This window comes from Haloarchaeobius iranensis (assembly GCF_900103505.1).
Lineage (GTDB): Archaea > Halobacteriota > Halobacteria > Halobacteriales > Natrialbaceae > Haloarchaeobius > Haloarchaeobius iranensis.
This window is the reverse complement of the sequence record NZ_FNIA01000026.1, coordinates 1-16,578: the sequence shown is the minus strand read 5'-3', so window position 1 is coordinate 16,578 and position 16,578 is coordinate 1. Positions and strand designations below refer to the sequence as shown.

28 protein-coding genes, 1 tRNA gene and 2 pseudogenes are annotated in these 16,578 nt (G+C 66.3%); 7 read left to right on the top strand and 24 right to left on the bottom strand.

Annotation, left to right across the window (positions count from 1 at the left end; translation table 11 throughout):
• Positions 1-2: 2 nt before the first annotated feature.
• The 23 genes and pseudogenes from rpmD to BLT27_RS16320 form a co-directional block, all read right to left on the bottom strand.
• The gene (gene rpmD, locus BLT27_RS16430) at positions 3-467 is read right to left on the bottom strand and encodes a 50S ribosomal protein L30 (RefSeq protein ID WP_089735861.1); all 465 of its coding nucleotides are present in this window, start codon (positions 465-467) and stop codon (positions 3-5) included.
• Positions 467-1,111 carry a 30S ribosomal protein S5 gene (locus BLT27_RS16425; RefSeq protein WP_089735859.1) on the bottom strand — a complete coding sequence of 215 codons (645 nt, stop codon included), beginning with the start codon at positions 1,109-1,111 and terminating at the stop codon, positions 467-469. The genes rpmD and BLT27_RS16425 overlap by 1 nt, the downstream gene beginning before the upstream one ends.
• A gap of 1 nt (position 1,112) precedes the next feature.
• Positions 1,113-1,664: a 50S ribosomal protein L18 gene (locus tag BLT27_RS16420; protein WP_089735857.1), complete on the bottom strand. Its 552-nt coding sequence runs from the start codon at positions 1,662-1,664 to the stop codon at positions 1,113-1,115.
• Positions 1,664-2,113, bottom strand: coding sequence for a 50S ribosomal protein L19e (locus tag BLT27_RS16415; protein WP_089735856.1), 450 nt, complete (start codon positions 2,111-2,113; stop codon positions 1,664-1,666). Before BLT27_RS16415 ends, BLT27_RS16420 begins: the two co-directional genes overlap by 1 nt.
• Positions 2,106-2,807, bottom strand: coding sequence for a 50S ribosomal protein L32e (locus tag BLT27_RS16410; RefSeq protein WP_089735854.1), 702 nt, complete (start codon positions 2,805-2,807; stop codon positions 2,106-2,108). Before BLT27_RS16410 ends, BLT27_RS16415 begins: the two co-directional genes overlap by 8 nt.
• 3 nt (positions 2,808-2,810) lie before the next feature.
• The gene (locus BLT27_RS16405) at positions 2,811-3,344 is read right to left on the bottom strand and encodes a 50S ribosomal protein L6 (RefSeq protein WP_089735852.1); all 534 of its coding nucleotides are present in this window, start codon (positions 3,342-3,344) and stop codon (positions 2,811-2,813) included.
• A gap of 4 nt (positions 3,345-3,348) precedes the next feature.
• Positions 3,349-3,741: a 30S ribosomal protein S8 gene (locus BLT27_RS16400; RefSeq protein WP_089735850.1), complete on the bottom strand. Its 393-nt coding sequence runs from the start codon at positions 3,739-3,741 to the stop codon at positions 3,349-3,351.
• 2 nt (positions 3,742-3,743) lie between these two features.
• On the bottom strand, positions 3,744-3,920 hold the full coding sequence (locus tag BLT27_RS16395) for a 30S ribosomal protein S14 (protein WP_089735848.1): 177 nt from the start codon (positions 3,918-3,920) through the stop codon (positions 3,744-3,746).
• Complete coding sequence (locus tag BLT27_RS16390; RefSeq protein ID WP_089735846.1) at positions 3,917-4,435, bottom strand: 50S ribosomal protein L5; 519 nt, start codon at positions 4,433-4,435, stop codon at positions 3,917-3,919. Before BLT27_RS16390 ends, BLT27_RS16395 begins: the two co-directional genes overlap by 4 nt.
• Complete coding sequence (locus BLT27_RS16385) at positions 4,435-5,136, bottom strand: 30S ribosomal protein S4e (protein ID WP_089735844.1); 702 nt, start codon at positions 5,134-5,136, stop codon at positions 4,435-4,437. The genes BLT27_RS16390 and BLT27_RS16385 overlap by 1 nt, the downstream gene beginning before the upstream one ends.
• Positions 5,133-5,489 carry a 50S ribosomal protein L24 gene (gene rplX / locus BLT27_RS16380; protein WP_089735842.1) on the bottom strand — a complete coding sequence of 119 codons (357 nt, stop codon included), beginning with the start codon at positions 5,487-5,489 and terminating at the stop codon, positions 5,133-5,135. The genes BLT27_RS16385 and rplX overlap by 4 nt, the downstream gene beginning before the upstream one ends.
• On the bottom strand, positions 5,486-5,884 hold the full coding sequence (locus BLT27_RS16375; RefSeq protein WP_089735840.1) for a 50S ribosomal protein L14: 399 nt from the start codon (positions 5,882-5,884) through the stop codon (positions 5,486-5,488). The genes rplX and BLT27_RS16375 overlap by 4 nt, the downstream gene beginning before the upstream one ends.
• Positions 5,885-5,907: 23 nt before the next feature.
• Positions 5,908-6,234 (bottom strand): annotated as a pseudogene (locus BLT27_RS16370) (30S ribosomal protein S17); the annotation flags it as partial.
• Positions 6,225-6,602 (bottom strand): ribonuclease P protein component 1, encoded by a 378-nt coding sequence (locus BLT27_RS16365; RefSeq protein WP_089735836.1) that lies wholly within the window; start codon positions 6,600-6,602, stop codon positions 6,225-6,227. The gene BLT27_RS16365 and the pseudogene BLT27_RS16370, both read right to left, overlap by 10 nt.
• Complete coding sequence (gene rpmC, locus BLT27_RS16360) at positions 6,602-6,817, bottom strand: 50S ribosomal protein L29 (RefSeq protein WP_089735834.1); 216 nt, start codon at positions 6,815-6,817, stop codon at positions 6,602-6,604. The genes BLT27_RS16365 and rpmC overlap by 1 nt, the downstream gene beginning before the upstream one ends.
• 3 nt (positions 6,818-6,820) lie before the next feature.
• Positions 6,821-7,741 (bottom strand): 30S ribosomal protein S3, encoded by a 921-nt coding sequence (locus tag BLT27_RS16355; protein ID WP_089735832.1) that lies wholly within the window; start codon positions 7,739-7,741, stop codon positions 6,821-6,823.
• Positions 7,741-8,202, bottom strand: a complete 462-nt coding sequence (locus BLT27_RS16350; protein WP_089735830.1) for a 50S ribosomal protein L22 — start codon at positions 8,200-8,202, stop codon at positions 7,741-7,743. The genes BLT27_RS16355 and BLT27_RS16350 overlap by 1 nt, the downstream gene beginning before the upstream one ends.
• A gap of 10 nt (positions 8,203-8,212) precedes the next feature.
• On the bottom strand, positions 8,213-8,638 hold the full coding sequence (locus BLT27_RS16345) for a 30S ribosomal protein S19 (protein WP_089735829.1): 426 nt from the start codon (positions 8,636-8,638) through the stop codon (positions 8,213-8,215).
• Positions 8,635-9,357: a 50S ribosomal protein L2 gene (locus BLT27_RS16340; protein ID WP_089735827.1), complete on the bottom strand. Its 723-nt coding sequence runs from the start codon at positions 9,355-9,357 to the stop codon at positions 8,635-8,637. Before BLT27_RS16340 ends, BLT27_RS16345 begins: the two co-directional genes overlap by 4 nt.
• A 3-nt stretch (positions 9,358-9,360) precedes the next feature.
• Complete coding sequence (locus BLT27_RS16335) at positions 9,361-9,615, bottom strand: 50S ribosomal protein L23 (protein WP_089735825.1); 255 nt, start codon at positions 9,613-9,615, stop codon at positions 9,361-9,363.
• The gene (gene rpl4p / locus BLT27_RS16330) at positions 9,612-10,364 is read right to left on the bottom strand and encodes a 50S ribosomal protein L4 (RefSeq protein ID WP_089735824.1); all 753 of its coding nucleotides are present in this window, start codon (positions 10,362-10,364) and stop codon (positions 9,612-9,614) included. Before rpl4p ends, BLT27_RS16335 begins: the two co-directional genes overlap by 4 nt.
• Positions 10,365-10,367: 3 nt before the next feature.
• Positions 10,368-11,387, bottom strand: coding sequence for a 50S ribosomal protein L3 (locus tag BLT27_RS16325; RefSeq protein ID WP_089735822.1), 1,020 nt, complete (start codon positions 11,385-11,387; stop codon positions 10,368-10,370).
• Positions 11,388-11,391: 4 nt separating this feature from the next.
• On the bottom strand, positions 11,392-12,246 hold the full coding sequence (locus BLT27_RS16320) for a putative RNA uridine N3 methyltransferase (RefSeq protein ID WP_089735820.1): 855 nt from the start codon (positions 12,244-12,246) through the stop codon (positions 11,392-11,394).
• Between the two features lie 285 nt (positions 12,247-12,531).
• On the opposite strand from BLT27_RS16320, the gene BLT27_RS16315 reads away from it, so the two are divergent.
• The 7 genes from BLT27_RS16315 (at position 12,532) to BLT27_RS16285 (ending at position 16,233) form a co-directional block, all read left to right on the top strand.
• Positions 12,532-12,602: transfer RNA gene (locus BLT27_RS16315), tRNA-Gly, on the top strand.
• A gap of 515 nt (positions 12,603-13,117) precedes the next feature.
• Complete coding sequence (locus BLT27_RS16310; RefSeq protein ID WP_089735818.1) at positions 13,118-13,657, top strand: hypothetical protein; 540 nt, start codon at positions 13,118-13,120, stop codon at positions 13,655-13,657.
• A gap of 37 nt (positions 13,658-13,694) precedes the next feature.
• Positions 13,695-13,949 carry a hypothetical protein gene (locus BLT27_RS16305; protein ID WP_089735816.1) on the top strand — a complete coding sequence of 85 codons (255 nt, stop codon included), beginning with the start codon at positions 13,695-13,697 and terminating at the stop codon, positions 13,947-13,949.
• Between the two features lie 60 nt (positions 13,950-14,009).
• Positions 14,010-14,462 (top strand): universal stress protein, encoded by a 453-nt coding sequence (locus BLT27_RS16300; protein ID WP_089735814.1) that lies wholly within the window; start codon positions 14,010-14,012, stop codon positions 14,460-14,462.
• The gene (locus BLT27_RS16295; RefSeq protein WP_089735811.1) at positions 14,459-14,773 is read left to right on the top strand and encodes an MTH1187 family thiamine-binding protein; all 315 of its coding nucleotides are present in this window, start codon (positions 14,459-14,461) and stop codon (positions 14,771-14,773) included. Before BLT27_RS16300 ends, BLT27_RS16295 begins: the two co-directional genes overlap by 4 nt.
• 33 nt (positions 14,774-14,806) lie before the next feature.
• Positions 14,807-15,739: a methenyltetrahydromethanopterin cyclohydrolase gene (gene mch, locus BLT27_RS16290; RefSeq protein ID WP_089735809.1), complete on the top strand. Its 933-nt coding sequence runs from the start codon at positions 14,807-14,809 to the stop codon at positions 15,737-15,739.
• Entirely contained in the window at positions 15,736-16,233 is a 498-nt protein-coding gene (locus tag BLT27_RS16285; RefSeq protein WP_089735806.1) for a double winged helix-containing putative transcriptional regulator, read from the top strand. The genes mch and BLT27_RS16285 overlap by 4 nt, the downstream gene beginning before the upstream one ends.
• A 46-nt stretch (positions 16,234-16,279) precedes the next feature.
• Here the strand turns inward: BLT27_RS16285 and BLT27_RS16280 are convergent.
• Positions 16,280-16,578, bottom strand: a pseudogene (locus tag BLT27_RS16280) (IS6 family transposase); the annotation flags it as partial.

Genomic DNA, 16,578 nt, shown 5'->3' with positions numbered 1-16,578 from the left:
TGTTATCGCATTGCCTCGAGGAGCTTGTCGACCTCCTCGGTCGTGTGCTTGCCGAGCTCGCCACCCTCCTTCGTCGGGTGCTTGATGCCGTCGTGGCCCTTCCGCGGGGGGTGCAGGCGCAGGACCGGCGAGACACCCTCGGCTTTGAGGGTCGTCTCCTCGGCCAGCAGCGCCTCGGCGAGCTCGTCGATGCTGCCGTACTCCGTCTCCTCGGCGACCCACTCGTCCGTGAGTGCCTCGCCGGTGGCCTCGACCTCGCCACGCGTTGCGAGCACGGTCGCCAGGCTCTCCTGGCTGGGCTCGCCCATCGCGACGTAGTCGTTGACCTTCGTGAGCATGCCACGGTAGCTCTCCGTCTCCGGGACCAGCGTGGCGTGATTCACGCGGTGCAGGTTGAGCATCTCCAGCGTATCCTGGATGTCGCCGGACATGTCGACCTCGCCGCGAACCTGGATGACGGCCTGCATCACTCGGCCACCTCCTCTGCGGACTGGAGGCGCGCGCGACGGGACTGCGAGGCGTTCTCCAGCGCGTTGAACGTCGCCTTCGCGAAGTTGACCGTGGTGCGCGTGTTGCCGTAGCTCTTGGTCCAGGCGTCCTCGATGCCCGCGAGCTCCAGCACCTTGCGGACGGTGTCGGACGCCGCGAGCCCCAGCCCGAGCGGGGCGGGGATGAGTTCGACCTCGACCGAGCCGGCCTTGCCCGACGTGCGGTGGGTCAGCGAGTGCGGCTTCGTGCTCCGGTCCTCCCAGGAGCCCGAGCCACGGGGCACGTCGATGATGTTCAGCTTGGCGATGCCGATCGCCTTCTGGATGGCGGCCCCGACCTGGTCGTCACGCCCCTCGGCGTAGCCGACGTAGCCGTCGCGGTTGCCGATGGCGACGACACAGCGGAACTTCACCCGCCGACCGGAGTCGGTCATCCGCTGGACCATGTTGATGTCCAGCACCTCGTCCTCCAGCCCCGGCAGGAGCTGGTCAGTTACCTCCGGCTCCTTCAGCGGGAGCCCGGAGTTGAGGGCGGCTTCCATCGTGTCGATCTCGCCCTCCTGTACCTTCTTACCGAGCCGTGTGACGGGTTCCCAGCCGTCGTTGTAGTTGTTGCCGCTCATGTTATCGCTCCATCAGGGTCTCGCGCACTTCGTCGAAGTGCTCGGGAAGGTCTGTTGCGTCGAAGTCACCGCTGTAGAGCGGCTCGTCGAGTTGCTCAGCGTACTCGGCGATGTGCTCGCCGCGGTTCCGTGGCCACTCGGCCAGTACGTCGTCGTTGTGCGGGATGTCGAGGCCGGCGTCGATAGCGCCCTCCTGCACCGCGAACACCTTCGAACCGGGTGTCGCCGTGTTGAGGCCGATGTCGAGTACCGCTTCCTCGACGCCTGCGTCGAGTGCGCGCTTGCCTGCGAGGAGTCCGGTCAGGTACGCCGCGGGCAGGTTGCCCGTGGGCGCCTCCCAGCCGAAGTCCGCCAGGTCCTCCGAGGTCGCACTCGCGAGTGTCTCGTCGCCCTGGGTACCGGGGACTATCAGCTGCGCCGTGGCGTGCTTGTTGCTCTTTCGAGCGACGAGCCGTGGCTTGCCGGATTTCAGCAGGCGCAACCTCTGATGGTAGTCCGTCCGGACCTCGCGGCGACGACGCATCGGAACCTTATATCGTGGTCCTGTCGCCATTATTGGTCACCGTAGTTGTTTTCGATGTAGTTCAGCAGGTACTGGACGCTCCGGAACTCGCCACCGCGGGCCTTGTTGTAGAGCTCGCGGTACTGGGTGCGGTCGATCTCGCCCTCAGCACGGAGTTCGTGGAGCTTCTTTCGCTGCGCTCTGATGCGGTTCTGCCAGTCCTTCTTCGGGTCGGACCGCCCCCCCTTCTTGCCGCGGCGCTTGCCCGGGCCCTTCTGGTGGCCGTAGGCGCGCTTGGCCTTCCGCTCGCGGGAGCGACCCTTGGAGTTGCCGCGCTTCTCCTCCGCGCGAATCGTTCCGTCGTCGACCAGCTCGCGGATGTCCTCTCGGGTGATCGCCTCCGAGATGTCGGACTGCGCGTCCGGGTCGAACCAGACGCGGTTCTGCCCGACGTCGAGGACGTCTGCGGCCAGTCGCTTCTGGGCGGACAGATCAGTCATCCGAATCCACCTCGACTTCGACGTAGGTCGGGTTCAGCACGCGAATGCCGTTCTCCTCCGCACGCTCCTCGATGCGCTCGCGCTTGCGAGCGCCGACCTTGGAGGCGATGCGGACCGCTTCCGTGTCGCCGTCGACACCCTCGAGGTCGTCCACGTTGTGCACGTAGACCTCCTCGAAGCCCGAGGGGTGCTTGCCGCGCACCGCCTTCGGGGTCCGGAAGCCGGCCTCGACCTTCGGGCCCTTGCCCTTGACACCGCGTCGCTGCTTCGAGAGGCCGCCGGTGGGGCGCCGCCACGCCTCTGGCGTGCGCTTCTTCTTGTGGTAGTCCTGCCGCCTGAAGGCGGGCTTGCCGACCGTCCGTCGCTGGTCGAGCAGCCGCTGGTGCTCGTCGGAGAGCTCGGGCGTCTTGTCGGCGAGGCCGCGGGGCTGGAGTTCGGTCTCCACGTCCTCCTCGGCCTCGTCCTCCTCGTCGCCCTCGATCTCGGCCTCGGTGTCCTCGCTGACTTCGAGGTCACCGACGTCGGCCTTGATACGGGCGGCGAGCGCGTTGCCGATGCCCTCGACGTCCGAGAGATCGGACTGCGACGCGGCCTTCACGTCCTCGACGGTCTCGTAGCCGGCGGCGCGGAGCGCCTCGGCCTTGGACTCGCCGACACCGCTGATGTCTTCGAGTTCCTGTGGGTCGTCTGCCATGCGTTAGGCACCTCCCTTGGCGGGTTTCTTCGTGATGTAGACGCCGTCCTGGAACACGCGAGTGTCCTTCCCGCTGACGCGGGTCAACTGCTCGATGTCGGCGGCGGTCTGTCCGACGGCTTCCTTGTCAGGGCCGGAGAGGGTCAGCTCCTCGCCGTCGACCTGCACGTCGGTGTCGCCGTGGATGTTCGTTCGTCGCGGTGCCTTCTCGCCGAGGAAGTTCTCGATGACGACTTCGCCGCCGTCGGCCTGCACCTTCATCGGGAAGTGGGAGTAGAAGACCTCCATCTCGTACTCCCATCCGTCGGTCACACCGTGGAACATGTTGGTGATGTGACTCTCGAAGGTGCCGACGGTTGCGTTCGTCTTCGCGTCGGATGCGTCGGACTCGACGACGACCTGGTCGCCCTCGACGCTCACGGTGATGTCGGGGAACCAGAGTCGGCGTGTGACCGACCCGTTCGGACCCTCGACCGTGAGGTCGAGATGGTCCATCTCGGCTGTTACGTCGTCCGGAATGTCCAGTTCTACTCGCATTGTCTTAGTACACGTATGCGATAACCTGGCCACCGACTCCCTGCTCGCGCGCCTCGTAGTGGCTCATGACGCCCTGGCTGGTCGTCACGATGAGCGCACCGTAGTCGCGTGCCGGCAGGAACCGCTTCTCCCACGTCTCGAACTCGTCGGACGCGACGGAGTAGCGCGGTTTGACGGGGCCGCATTCGTTTATCGCACCTTTCAGTTCGACCTCGAAGTGACCGGACTTGCCGTCGTCGACGAACTCGAAGCCGTCGATGTACCCGCGGTCGTAGAAGACCTCGAGCACGCTCCCGATCTCGTTCGAGGCGGGCGATACCGTGTGCGTGAGATGCCCGACGCCCTCGGCGTTGTCGATGCCGGAGAGCGCGTTGCTGAATGGGTCGTTACCTGTCATTGTTATCGGTACTTGTTGAAGCCCATGTCGCGGGCAATCTCTCGGAAGCACTGCCGACACAGCCAGATATCGTACTTGCCTACGAGGCCCTGCTTGCGGCCACAGCGCTGGCACTCCTCCATCTGACCGGTTCGCTTTGCGGCGTGCTCGCCGGTGTCTCGTTCTTCGCTTTCGCTCATCGTGTCACCTCGACGTCGAAGTTGGCCTCGACGAAGGTCACTGCGTCCTCCGCGTCGAGGCGGTGTTTCGACGGGATCTGCTGGGACCGCTTGTCGCGCTTGGTGACGCGGTAGCCCGGCCGGACGAGGTTGACCGTGACGTCCAGCCCGAAGATCCCGACGTTCGGGTCGTACTCCTGGGACGGGAAGTCCGTGTGCTCCTCGATGCCGAAGCTGAAGTTGCCGGTCTCGTCGAACTGGCTCTCGGCGACGTCGGCGAGCGCCAGTGCTGTCTCGAGGAACTCGTGGGCGTCCTCGCCGCGAAGTGTGACCTTCGTGCCGATGGGGTCGCCCTGACGGATGCCGAAGTCCGGCATCGTCGACTTGGCCTTGGTCCGGACGGACTCCTGACCCGTGACCGCCTCGATGATGTCCTCCGCGTTCGCGAGCTCGCGGCCACCCTCGCCGACGCCCATGTGGACGACGACCTTCTCGATGGTGGGCTCACGCATCTCGTGGAACTCGGCTTCCGACATCAGTCGTCACCTCCGACGAAGTTCTCGTCGATGACGACGACGTACTCCTCGATGGTCTCGAACTGGCCGTCGTCCTGCGTGACGGTGACCGTGTTCGAGCCCGACCCAGGCGTGACGTCGATGTCCTCGATCTCGCCGACCTCGCCGGCGTGGCTGCCGGCGACGGCCGTGACGAGCGCGCCCTCCTCGTACGGGAAGTGCGCGACGATCTCGGTCCCCTCGTTGGAGACGACGAGCGAGTCGTTCCCGCCGTAGTCGGCTGCGTCCTCGAGCTGGAGGGTCTGACCGTCGTGCAGCGTGAGCTGCGTCTCGCCGCCAGTGACCTGGCGCTTGCCGACGATCTTGCCCAGCTTCGAGCCCGCGTCGGCCTCGTCGATGGGGGTCAGCGAGAGCCGACCACCCTCGTCGGGGAAGACGCGGTAGTACTCGTCACGCTCGGTGAACGCGACGATGTCGAACATGCCGATGGGGCGCTGTTCGTCGGAGACCGCGACGCCGTTGACCAGGACGGTGTCCTGGTTGAGCGCGTAGCGGGCCTCCTTCTTCGAGTCGACGTAGCCGAGCACGTCCCGCAGGAGGATGACCAGCGGAACGCCGGCCTCGCCGTGCGGGCCGGAGTCGGCCTTCACCGTGAACGTGTTCGTCTTTCGCTCGACCGGCCAGGAGTTCGGAACGGAGAGTCGCTTCTGGTGCTTGGTCATTCGTCATCACCTTCCAGACGTGCTTCCCGCACCTCGTCCTCGAGGTCCAGCTCCGTGAGACGGACGTTCGACGGCTCCAGCCGCCGCGGCACTTCCTCGCCGTCGGCGGTCTCGAGCGTGACCTCCTCCACCGAGATCGTGCCGGCCTTCACGTCGACGTTGAGGACCTCGCCCTCTTCGCCCGCGAAGTCGCCGCGCATGACCTCGACCGTGTCGCCCGCGTTGATGCGGGCACGACGCTTGTCGTACTCCTCGCGGAGGTCCGCCGACAGCGTCGCGTTGAGCTGCTTGCCCTTCTGGTGCAGGGGCGCGTGCTCGGTCTGGTTGCGCTGTTTGCGTGGTTGTCGTGTCATACTATCATCGTAGCCGTGGATGCGACGCTTCCGAAGCGCTCTGCGACCTCACGCGCGATGGGGCCCTTGATCTCCGAGCCCTGCGGTTCCTCGTTCTCGTTGACGAGGACGGCCGCGTTGTCCTCGAACTTCACGCGCGTGCCGTCGGGACGGCGGATGGGCTTGCGCTGGCGGATGATGACTGCCTCCTTGACCTGGCGACGCTCTTCGGGCGTCCCCTTGGTCACCGAGACGGTCACCTTGTCGCCGATGCCAGCTTTGGGGTGCCGATTCTTGGTGCCGTGGTAGCCGGAGACCGAGATGATCTTCAGCTGCCGGGCACCGCTGTTGTCGGAACAGTGAATCAGCGACCCCTTCTCGAGGCCCTGCGTGACGTCGGCCTTCAGAGCCTCCATCAGGCGTCACCTCCTTCGGAATCGGTTATCTCGACGACCACGTGCGATTTCGTCTTCGACAGTGGTCGGCACTCTGCTATTCGGACCGTATCGCCGACTTCGGGCTCGAGCACGCCCGGCACGTGTGCCGGAACGCGCGACCGACGCTTCATGTACCGGTCGTATTTCGGTACGTGAACGTCGTACTCCCGCTCGACGACCACGGTCTTCTCCATGTCCGTCGAGACGACCTCGCCTTCGAGGGTCTGCCCTCGAACGGAGAGGTCACCGTAGAACGGACACTTCTCGTAGTCGTATGTCTCCGGGTCTTCAGGTTCCGGAGGTTTGGTTACGTCAAGTCCTATCGCCATTTCGAATCACCTGTCGTTTCGGTGCGCAGTGCGGGTCGTGAGAGCAGTCTGGCTCCATCCACCGTAACGTGGGCCGCGTCCTCGCCGGTAGGGTGGTCCGGTTCGGAAGCGGTCCCCGACCCCTTCGCGGGGTCGGCGGTTTCATCTGTGAGCCGAAACTCGAACGTCGTACCGCGTTTGGGCACCTGGCGCACCCGAGTGTCTCCCTCGGCCGAACCGGCCGGTGCCGGGTCGACGTGGAGCGTGTTCGTCGTCTCGACGACGACACGCCCGGCTATCCCGACGAGGTCGGGGTTCGTCGCGTCGACCACGGTCACCCAGTGGCCGTTGAGTTCGTGCCTGGGGAGTGTCTCGGGTGTCAGCGCCATTATTCGTCGTCCTCGAAGTCGCCTTCTTCCTGCTGAATCGTCTTGATGCGCGCGATGGTCTTGCGGAGCTCGCCGATGCGGCCCGGGTTCTCCGGGGCGCCACCGGCGGCCTGCACGGCCTTCGCGTTCAGCAGTTCCGTCTCGAGTTCGTCGAGCTCTTCCTCGCGCTCACGCGCGGTGAGGTCGCGGATCTCGCTGGGTCGAAGGATCGCCATCGGTTACTCCTCCTCCTCGTCGTCCGCGGCGTCCATCTCCTCGACCATCGCGGCGGCCTCTTCCTCGACAGCCTCGTCGAGCTCGTCGAGCTCCTCGGCGACGTCGTCGTCGCTGGGAACCTCGACCTCCTCGTCGTCGAACTCGTCGGGCGTCTCTTCGACGACCTCCTCGACGACTTCCTCCTCGACCTCGCTGTCCTCGTCCTCCGCCTCGGCCTCGGCGGCCTCGGCCTGCAGCTCCTCGAGCTCGCCCTCCTCGGGCTCCTCGAGCAGCTCCTCGACGGACTCGTTGGCCTCGACGGCCTCCGGTGCGAGCTCCTCGACGTCCGCGTCGTCGTAGATCTCGAAGTCGTCCGGCAGCTCGGCCTCCGGCGGGATGATCTTCACCGTCACGCCGATGGTACCGAGCTTCATCACGGCGACGCCCTGACCCTCGTCGACGATGGTCTCGGCGGGCTCGCCGTTGTGCTTGATGTAGCCGTCGTTGAACTTCTCGACGCGCGAGCGAGCGCCAGTGACCTTCCCCGAGAGGACGATCTCGGCACCGAGTGCGCCGGCGTCCATGATGCGCTCGAGGGTGGTGTGGCCTGCCTTGCGGAAGTACCAGCCGCGTTCGAGGGCGTTCGCGAGACGGTCCGCGACGATGCGTGCGTTGAGGTCGGGTTCGTCGACCTCCTGCACGTCGATCTGCGGGTCGTCCAGGTCGAAGCGCTCCTCGAGCGTGGTGGTGACCTTCCGGATGTTCTCGCCGCCCTTGCCGATGACCATTCCGGGCTTCTCGGCCTTGAGCACGATCTGTGTGCCCATCGGGGTCTTGGCGACCTCCATGCCGCCGTAGCCCGCGCGACCGAGCTCTTCGGCGAAGAACTCGTCAATCTGGGACTTCTGCAGTCCGTCTTCGATGAACTGGTGTTCGTCTGCCATTAGTTCTCGACCTCCTCGACGATGAGTTCGACGTCGACCTGCGGCGTGTTCCACGCCGAGGCACGCCCCATCGCGCGGGGCTTTCGGCCGGGCGACTCGCCGACCTTGTGGGCGGCGACGTGGACGATCTCCATCGTCTCGCCGTCGAAGCCCTGCTGGTCCGCGTTGTTCACGACGTTACCGAGCAGGTCGATGAAGGCCTTGGAGACCTTCTCCGGGTAGCGACCCGCGTCCCAGCCGTCGATGTCGCTGCGGTGACCGACGCCGCTGTTGTGCTGCTTGAACGGGACCGAACGCTCGCCCTCGACGACGGCCTCGAGATACTCTCGGGCCTCGCCGACGGTCTTGCCTTTGATGGCGCGAGCGACGGCCTTGCTGTGCTTGTGGCTCATGTGACGCTCCCGGAGCATGGCCTTGGCCGTCGTGTCCGGGTCCGCGTCGACGCTGTAGTTGATTCCCATTCTGTTCACCTCACTTCAGTGGCACGAACTTCGAGGAGCGGGTCGCGCCGATGCCGGCCTGTCCGTGCGTGACGGACGAGCGTGTGAGCTGGAACTCGCCGAGGTAGTGCCCAATCATCTCGGGTTCTACCTTGACGCGCTCGAACGCCTGGCCGGTGTAGACGGCGAACGTCAGGCCGACGAACTCCGGGAGCACCGGCACGTCGCGCAGGTGCGTCCGGATCGGGTCGTTGGCCGTCTCCTCCTCGGTCTTGTCGCGAGCCTTCTCGAGGAGTTTCTCCTTCTCCACGGAGAGGCCGCGCTCGATACTTCGCCGCTGGCGAGCGGGGAGCAGTTCCGCGACTTCGTCGATGCTCATCTCCTGCAACTCGTCGAGCGTGTGACCGCGGTAGGTGAACTCCTCACCCTCACGGCCGGTTCGGTACTCGGAACTCATTCTTTGCCACCTCGACCGGTCTTCCGGGAGGCGATGTCACCGACCTTCCGTCCCGGCGGTGCGTCCCGCGAGACGGACTTCGGTCGGCCGGGATGCTGGCGGCCACCGCCACCGAACGGGTGGTCGACGGCGTTCATCGCCACGCCGCGGACGTTCGGCCACTTGGTGCCGCGCGCTTTCATCTTGTGGTACTTGTTGCCTGCCTTCACGAACGGCTTCTCCGTGCGCCCACCGCCAGCGACCACGCCGATGGTGGCGCGGCACTGCGGGTCGAGGCGCTTCATCTCGCCGCTGGGCAGCTGGACGACCGTCGCTTTCCGGTCGTGGGTGACGAGGTCGGCGCTGGTGCCCGACGCACGGGCGAACTTGCCGCCGTCACCGGGCTGGCGCTCGATGTTGCACACCGGGACCCCCTCGGGGATCTCGGCGAGCGGGAGCGTGTTGCCGGGTGCGATCTCGGCGGAGACACCGACCTGCAGTTCGTCGCCGACGGTGACGCCCTCGGGCGCGAGCACGAGGCGTCGGTCGCCGTCCTCGAACTCGACCGCCACGACCGGTGCGGACCGGGCGGGGTCGTGCTCGATGTCGACGATGGTGCCGCTGACGACGTCCGAGTCCTCCGTCTGCTTGTGCTTGAGGTCAGCCTTGTATCGGTGGCTGGGGGCACGGAACGTCGGCCCACCGCGGCCACGGCGCTGACCCTGGATTCTGCGTCCCATGTGTCAGAACACCCCGATTCGCGAGGCGACTTCCTGGGCGTCGTCATCCTCGGAGAGGCGGACGACTGCCTTCTTGTTGCCGTTCATCGTGTTCTGCGTGTTGACCTTCTCGACGCCGACATCGAACTGCGACTCGACGGCGTCGCGGATCTGCGGCTTGGTCGCGTCCATCGTGACGACGAACTGGAGCTTGTTCTCGAAGTCCATGTCGTTCATCGCCTTCTCCGTCACGAGGGGGAACTTGATGATCGAGCTCATCGGTCGGCCACCTCTGCGACGGCGGACTCGGTGAACACGGTCAGTCGGCCCGGGTGCGCGCCGGGCGCGAGGTCCTCGACGTTGACGTTCGACGCGGTCGCCACGTCGACACCGGCGAGGTTACGTGCGGCCTTCGACGGGCCGGCCTCGCTGGAGGTGACGAAGAGCAGCGACTTCGGCTGCTTGTACTTGCGGCCACGGGTCTTCCCACGGCCAGCACGGATGGAGCGCCCCTCGTCGGCGCGCTCGACGTCGTCGTGGGCGCCGATGCCCTCGAGGAAGCTGACGACCTCCTGAGTCTTCAGCAGGTCCTCGAAGTCGTCGGCGACGACGACGGGCAGCGCGAGGTCATCGTCGAACGCGTGTCCGCGCTCGGCGACGCGCTCTGCGTCGACGGTCGCGGCCAGCGCACTGCGGAACGCCTGCTTGCGCTCCTTGGTGTTGACGTCCTCGCCCTGCTTCTTCTCGGCCTTCGGCGGGTGTGCCTTGCGACCCCCGACCGCCTGGGGAACGCGGGCACCCTGGCCGTTCGACCGCGGCACGTGTGCCATGCCGCGGCCGGAGCCGAACGATTCAGCGGAGGTACGCATGCCGGCGTACTCGTCGGCACCGTACTCCTGCTTCCGGTTGGCCTGGGCGGCGCTGACGGCACGTCGGATGAGGTCCGGTCGGTACCGGCTCTCGAAGACCTCCGGCAGGTCGAGCGTGCCTGTCTCCTCGCCGTCCAGGTCGTAGATGGTTGCCTGCATGGTTTATCCCTGGTTCGATGCTGTGGAGACGAACCGCACCTCGGGGTCGAGGCGCGGCTGGTCGTTCGGTCGGATGGCCGGGCGGAAGCGCAGCAGACGCTGGTCCGGACCCGGGAGCGAACCCTTCACGAGCGTGAACGGACCGCTGACCTCGCCGTAGTTGACGAAGCCGCCGTCGACGTTCACGTCGTCGACATCCTCCGCGTCGCCGATGTCGATGAGGCGCTTGTTCAGCTCCGTGCGCTGGTGGTACCCGGTCTGACCCTGCTGGGGAACCGTCGAGCGAACGCGGCTCGGGTTCCACGGGCCGAGGTTACCGATGCGTCGGCGCCATCCCTGGCGGGCGTGTTTGCCCTTTCGTTTCTGGACGCCCCAGCGCTTGACGGGGCCCTGGGTGCCCTTGCCCTTCGTGACGCCGGAGACGTCGGTGTACTCACCGGCGCGGAAGGTGTCGTTCATCTCGTGGACGCCGCCGTCCTCGACGAGTTCGAGGCCGAAGTCGACCCGTTCCTGGATGGAGCTCCCGCCGATGCGGGTCTCCATCACGTCGGGCTTCTTCTTCGGCACACCGGAGACGTCGGAGGGGACCGTGTGCGTGATGGCCCGGACCTCGTCGACGTCACCGGCTTCGAGCGCCTCGTGGAGCTCGTCGGTGTTGTCGTCTGCGTCCTCCGGCAGGTCCAGGACGCGGTCGAGTTCGTCGTGGAACTCGTCGGTCCAGACCTCCGTGAGCGGACGCTTTCCGTACGGCGTGTCCTCGTACGCTCGCAGGGCAACCGCCCGCATGGGCGGTGTCTCCACGATGGTGACTGGGACGGTCTCCTCCATCCCTTCGCGGGGGGAGTTGGACTCGTCGTTGATCATCACCACGTGTGTCATACCGGCCTTGTAGCCGGCGAATCCCTGCAGCGTCGGCTGTCCGTCGTCGTCCGGCCAGCTCGAGAAGCGCGGAACCTCCGAAGAGGCGCGCTTCCGCGGGCCGAACCCGAGCGAACCTTTGCGTGGTCTGCTTGGTTGTGGCATCGTATCACTCTGTGAGCGTGAGCAGTCCGAGCGTCGCGAACACCGCTTCTTCGGTGCGAACGACCTCACTGCCCTGGTTCGGAATCGAGTTGAGCCAAAGGTCGAACCCGCCGATGGGTTCGGTGGCGTCCTCGTCCCCGCCGGCCGGTACATCGGCCTCGGGGAATCCGAGTATCGCAGGCAGCCCTCTCTCGGGCGCGCCGAAGGCGATGGTCGCCCCATCGGCCTCGACACGTCCGGCCAGGCTCGCGAGTCGCCCCACGGTGAGCGATTCACCGTGGCGCGAGGTCGCGATACGGAACCCGGCGTCCTCACGGCCGAGCGCCGCCTGCAGGTCCATGCGTTCGACTGACAGCCCCGGGAGGGGGTCGTCGACCAGTCTCGCACGGACCGGACGTCGCGAAGAGACCCTGACGGTCACGCGCTCCCCCTCCGTGAGTGCGCCCATTTCTGGGGGCGTCACGAGGGAGATCGGGTGTTGCAAGCCGCAATTGACCCGTACGCGCCTGTCAGGTCCGACCTCGGTCACGATTCCCTGTCTTAACGACCCCGAACCGTTCGATTCGGAGCCGGTCTGTGACGTGGCGCGGAGCGGCGGCAGGACGCCCGCGTACTCCAGTTCGCCTCGCTGCCCCCACGCTTCCTTTCGGAGGTACGGGGGCGTTGCCGCGTAGGCGAGTACCGTGCTTACGAACCCGCCGCCCCATCTGCGTTCGCCGTCTTCGTCGTCGAAGACGACGAGGCGATCTGTCCGGAACACCGTCGCCGCGCGGGCGACGTAACCGAGTTTGCGAGTAGCCTCGCGTTTGTCCTCGGCTTCCCGGACGAGGGACGACGGCACGAGTACGCTGACTGTCATGCCGTGACGCTTCGACGCCTCGTCACTAGACTGTGCCGATGTTATTCCGGTATCGGATAAAAGGGTGCCGGATTGTTTTCTCGGTTGTGACGGCTCCACACGCCCGAAGATGGGTGTTTCGCGTTGACACGACGCCCGGCCGCCGACAGTATGGACTTTACCATACGCGTGCAGGCGGTAGAGTAATATAAAACGTCCCGGCTCCGTCGTGTGTTTCTATCTGCCGTAGGGCGACCGATTCGGAAGCCTTTTATTTATTCCCGCAGTTGTTGAGAATGCGAACGGGCGCTGGTAGTGTAGTGGTATCACGTGACCTTGCCATGGTCACAACCTGGGTTCAAATCCCAGCCAGCGCATTTTTGTAATTTCACGGCAACGAGCGCAGCGAGTCGGCCAAAATGCCAAAATCGCCCTGATTTGAACCCTGCCAGTCGCGCACAGCGAACGAAGTGAGCGAGCGCGTCTGGCAGGGTTCAAATCCCGGCCAGCGCATTTCTGTGTGACCGACGACGAGGAGCGAAGCGACGAGTCTGGTCGCGCTGAAATCGCCGTGGGATTCGAGTCGGGGAGCGAAACGGGGTGGCGCGACCGTGACCCGACTCCCGTCCAGCGCAGTTCTCTCGCCGCCGCACCCGACGAGCACCGCGTGCCGATGCAGGCACCGGCCGAAGGTGACTCCACCCGAAGGGGGCCCCAACACCGAGACTGCCGGGGCCGAAGAACCCGGCTGCATGGTCGGTTCGGCACCGGGAGCCACACGTCCCCGGACATCACAGATACCCAACGAATCGCGATACTGCGCCGCTACCAGCCGGTTCCACATTCACTCTGCGGCCCAAGTTTTTACCTCTCGAACCGTCGAATCAAAGTGATGGGTTTCATCGAGCGACTCTCGGGCCTGTTCGACCGTGGCGGAACGGGAACACTGGACGGGAAAGCCACGAGCGACGCGGGGCCGGACAGGACCAGTGCGGGGCCGCAGGAGACGGGGTCACGGGCGACGACCGAGACGGGAGCAACGACCACCGGGGCCCCCGGGCAGCAGGCCACCGATACCGACGACGAGCCGGCGCCGGACCCGACGGCGGCGTTCGCCGAGCAGGCGGCGACGCTTTCGGGTGCACATCCCGACCTCGACGGCTCGCTGGACTCCCTCGCCGCCGCGGACGACCTCGCGGCGACGAGCGACGCCGACACGGCGACGGTGCTGGCACTGGGGAGCTACTTCGGCGAGACGCTGCTGTCGGCACACGACGGCGAGTGGACGAAGCCGGAGGGCGGCACCTGGGCGGTCGTCCTCGACGGCGCTGAGACGGACGTGACGCTGAACGCGTTCCAGCTGGCGGGCGAGGTCATCCGCGGCCCGACGACGTTCGCGGCGACGTACCGTGCAGTCGAGCGACGGCTCTGAGGGCAAGTCTTTTATCACTAGAAATGTAATATTAATTATGACACGAGCCGGACTGTCGTCGGCCTGGGACTTCGCACAGCGCTCGGTGCTCATGCACTGGCTGGTGCTCCCGCTGACGGCGCTGGCGACGCTGACGTTCCTGCTGGGGCTGGTCATCCTCCCCGCCGCCGTGGTCGTCGAGCTGGTCGTCTACTACCTCCTCGTCGCGTCCGCCGTGATGCTCGTCGGCCTGGGCGCGGAGTGGCTCCTCCGCCGACTCCTCGAATCCGACGAGGAGCGTGCGTACCACTGACGTGGGTGTGGTCGACTGACACCGACAATCATTTTTAAACTCCACCTGAACAGGTCAGTCATGGAACGAATACTCGTAGTCATCCGGAACAGATCGGCGACGACTCGCGAACTCGTACACGAAGCAGGCGAGGTTGCAGCCGGAACGGGGGCGGAGCTACGTCTGCTCCACGTGATGCCCGACGAGGAGTACGACGAGCGGATGTCATCGCGACTGGAGAGCAAGACGGGTGGCTACTCGCTCGACGAGGCCGAGACCGAGGCGAAGCGGCTCGCCGCGGAGGTCGGTCGCCGCGCCCTCTCGGACGTCGACGTGGACTACGACGTCATCGCCGCGGTGGGCCACGAGGAGGAGACGATCCTCGATATCGCCGACGACCACGAGTGCGACCACCTGTTCATCGCGGGCCGACGGCGTTCGCCCAGCGGGAAGGCGCTGTTCGGTGACCTCACCCAGCGCATCCTGCTGAACTTCGACGGTATGGTCACCGTCCACCTCACCGACGAGGAATGACGACCGTCGCCTTCCTCTCGGTCGCGCCCGTCGTCGAGGGGAGCATGGCCGCGGCGGTGGCGGAGGCCGTCGCGGCGCTCGACGAGTTCGACGTCTCCTACGAGACGACGCCAATGGGGACGACCATCGAGGCCGACGACGCCGCGACCGTCTTCGCCGCCGCCCAGGCGGCCCACGAGGCGGTCGACGGCGACCGCGTCTCGACGTTCCTCAAGATCGACGACAAGCGCGCGGTCGAGACGACGGCCGACGCGAAGGTCGACGCCGTCGAGGAACATCTCGGCCGCGAGGCGCGCTCCGGCGAGAACTGAAACCATTTACGCGGAGGCGCACAACGGCCGAGCATGGAGAGTCTCAACCGGATGGCCATCGAGCTCGTGGACGAGGCCATCGACTTCGCGGAGGTACTCGACGTCGGCGCGTACGAACTGGAGAACGAGGCGACGGTGCTCGACTTCGGCGTCGACTTCGACGGCGGTATCGAGGCCGGCACGCTGCTCACCGAGATACAGACGGCGGGGATGGCGACCGTCCAGACACGCATGGACGAGGTCGCCGGCGCGCCGCTGCGGTACGTCGACCTCGCCACCGACCACCCGGACCTCGCGCTGCTGTGCTCCCAGAAGGCCGGCTGGGAGGTCGGCGTCGAGGACTTCGAGGGCCTGGGTAGCGGCCCGGCCCGAGCACTCGTCGGTACCGAGGACGTGTTCCGGAAGATCGGCTACCACGACGCCTTCGACCTGACGGTGTTGACCGTCGAGTCCGACGCGCTCCCGGGCGAGGCCGTCGCCGAGCACGTCGCCGACATGACCGAGACGAACCCCTCCTCCGTCTTCCTCGTGGGGTTCCGAACCGCCAGCCTCGCCGGCAGCGTCAGCATCGCGGCCCGGGCCGCGGAGCTCGCGGTGTTCCGCCTCTCCGAGCTCGGCTACGACCCGCGGGACGTGGTCTCGGCGTCCGGCACCGCACCCGTCGCTCCCATCGCCGGCTCGGAGGAGGCCGCCATGGCCCGGACGAACGACGCGCTGGCCTACGGCGGGCAGGTCCACCTCACCGTCCGCGAGGAGTTCGACCGCTTCGACGAGATCCCGTCCTCCGCGCGTGAGGAGTACGGCGAGCCGTTCGAGCAGGTGTTCGACGACGCCGGCTGGGACTTCTACGAGGTCGACGAGAGCGTGTTCGCGCCGGCGCAGGTCACCGTCGACGTGGTCGGTGGCTCGACCGCGGTGTACGGCGAGACGGACGAGGCGGTACTGGCGGAATCGTTCGGACTGTGAAGGTCAAACACGTCCCGGCCGCGCCCGACGACCTCGCGTTCGTCGCGGACGCACAGCGTGCGGTCCCGCTGGTCCCCGACAGCCAGGACGACTGCTGTGCCCGCATCCTCGAACGCACCGACCTGGTCTCCCGCGACGAGGCCGCCACCTGGCTCACGTTCCTCCGCGGGCTGGGCCTCGTCGAGCGCGGGCCGTCCGGCTACAGCCGCGTCCGGCGCGACCCCGACCCCGAGTTCCTCCGTGAGGCGTTCCGCGACGGCGTCTTCGGCGTCGACGCGGTCCTCGATGCGCTCCGCGACACGGACGAACCGCTCAGCGCCGAAGCGACCTTCGAGCGCGTGCGCGACGCCATCCCGGAGTGGGAGCGCCACAAGAACCCGACCACCTGGACCGACGTCTGGACCGAGACGGTCGGGCACGAACTCGACTGGCTGGTCCGCCTCGGGCTGGCCGACCGCGTCGACGACGGCTACGTGTCCGCCGCCGACAGCTGAGTCGACGGCGGGTCCGAGGGCACGTTCGCGTCCAGTTCGGTCGCGTTCAGATTAGCTGATTCCATGCGAAGGCGAATGATTTGAGCCACTCGTCAGCAGTTTCAGCTTCGGCGTGACTGAAACAGTTCGAGAAAGCGTTAGTTCTGCGTTTTACCTCTCGAAAGACACGTTCGACGCTGTTGCGATTTCCGTGTTTCTCGTAGCGGAAATCGAGCCCGTGACGGTTGCAAGCGTCTTTCAGCGGCGTCGCACCGTCGACGAGAAACACGGCGTCATCGACGTCGTGTTTCTCGCGTAACTCCGAGAAGAACGCGTGCGCGAGCACGTTCGTCCGTGTCGGTTCAA

Coding starts and splice junctions, on each gene's coding strand:
- rpmD (WP_089735861.1), bottom strand. CDS start 467: ATGCAGGCCGTCATCCAGGTTCGCGGCGAGGTCGACATGTCCGGCGAC.
- BLT27_RS16425 (WP_089735859.1), bottom strand. CDS start 1,111: ATGAGCGGCAACAACTACAACGACGGCTGGGAACCCGTCACACGGCTC.
- BLT27_RS16420 (WP_089735857.1), bottom strand. CDS start 1,664: ATGGCGACAGGACCACGATATAAGGTTCCGATGCGTCGTCGCCGCGAG.
- BLT27_RS16415 (WP_089735856.1), bottom strand. CDS start 2,113: ATGACTGATCTGTCCGCCCAGAAGCGACTGGCCGCAGACGTCCTCGAC.
- BLT27_RS16410 (WP_089735854.1), bottom strand. CDS start 2,807: ATGGCAGACGACCCACAGGAACTCGAAGACATCAGCGGTGTCGGCGAG.
- BLT27_RS16405 (WP_089735852.1), bottom strand. CDS start 3,344: ATGCGAGTAGAACTGGACATTCCGGACGACGTAACAGCCGAGATGGAC.
- BLT27_RS16400 (WP_089735850.1), bottom strand. CDS start 3,741: ATGACAGGTAACGACCCATTCAGCAACGCGCTCTCCGGCATCGACAAC.
- BLT27_RS16395 (WP_089735848.1), bottom strand. CDS start 3,920: ATGAGCGAAAGCGAAGAACGAGACACCGGCGAGCACGCCGCAAAGCGA.
- BLT27_RS16390 (WP_089735846.1), bottom strand. CDS start 4,435: ATGTCGGAAGCCGAGTTCCACGAGATGCGTGAGCCCACCATCGAGAAG.
- BLT27_RS16385 (WP_089735844.1), bottom strand. CDS start 5,136: ATGACCAAGCACCAGAAGCGACTCTCCGTTCCGAACTCCTGGCCGGTC.
- rplX (WP_089735842.1), bottom strand. CDS start 5,489: ATGACACGACAACCACGCAAACAGCGCAACCAGACCGAGCACGCGCCC.
- BLT27_RS16375 (WP_089735840.1), bottom strand. CDS start 5,884: ATGGAGGCTCTGAAGGCCGACGTCACGCAGGGCCTCGAGAAGGGGTCG.
- BLT27_RS16365 (WP_089735836.1), bottom strand. CDS start 6,602: ATGGCGCTGACACCCGAGACACTCCCCAGGCACGAACTCAACGGCCAC.
- rpmC (WP_089735834.1), bottom strand. CDS start 6,817: ATGGCGATCCTTCGACCCAGCGAGATCCGCGACCTCACCGCGCGTGAG.
- BLT27_RS16355 (WP_089735832.1), bottom strand. CDS start 7,741: ATGGCAGACGAACACCAGTTCATCGAAGACGGACTGCAGAAGTCCCAG.
- BLT27_RS16350 (WP_089735830.1), bottom strand. CDS start 8,202: ATGGGAATCAACTACAGCGTCGACGCGGACCCGGACACGACGGCCAAG.
- BLT27_RS16345 (WP_089735829.1), bottom strand. CDS start 8,638: ATGAGTTCCGAGTACCGAACCGGCCGTGAGGGTGAGGAGTTCACCTAC.
- BLT27_RS16340 (WP_089735827.1), bottom strand. CDS start 9,357: ATGGGACGCAGAATCCAGGGTCAGCGCCGTGGCCGCGGTGGGCCGACG.
- BLT27_RS16335 (WP_089735825.1), bottom strand. CDS start 9,615: ATGAGCTCGATCATCAAGTTCCCCCTCGTGACGGAGAAGGCGATGAAC.
- rpl4p (WP_089735824.1), bottom strand. CDS start 10,364: ATGCAGGCAACCATCTACGACCTGGACGGCGAGGAGACAGGCACGCTC.
- BLT27_RS16325 (WP_089735822.1), bottom strand. CDS start 11,387: ATGCCACAACCAAGCAGACCACGCAAAGGTTCGCTCGGGTTCGGCCCG.
- BLT27_RS16320 (WP_089735820.1), bottom strand. CDS start 12,246: ATGACAGTCAGCGTACTCGTGCCGTCGTCCCTCGTCCGGGAAGCCGAG.
- BLT27_RS16310 (WP_089735818.1), top strand. CDS start 13,118: ATGGGTTTCATCGAGCGACTCTCGGGCCTGTTCGACCGTGGCGGAACG.
- BLT27_RS16305 (WP_089735816.1), top strand. CDS start 13,695: ATGACACGAGCCGGACTGTCGTCGGCCTGGGACTTCGCACAGCGCTCG.
- BLT27_RS16300 (WP_089735814.1), top strand. CDS start 14,010: ATGGAACGAATACTCGTAGTCATCCGGAACAGATCGGCGACGACTCGC.
- BLT27_RS16295 (WP_089735811.1), top strand. CDS start 14,459: ATGACGACCGTCGCCTTCCTCTCGGTCGCGCCCGTCGTCGAGGGGAGC.
- mch (WP_089735809.1), top strand. CDS start 14,807: ATGGAGAGTCTCAACCGGATGGCCATCGAGCTCGTGGACGAGGCCATC.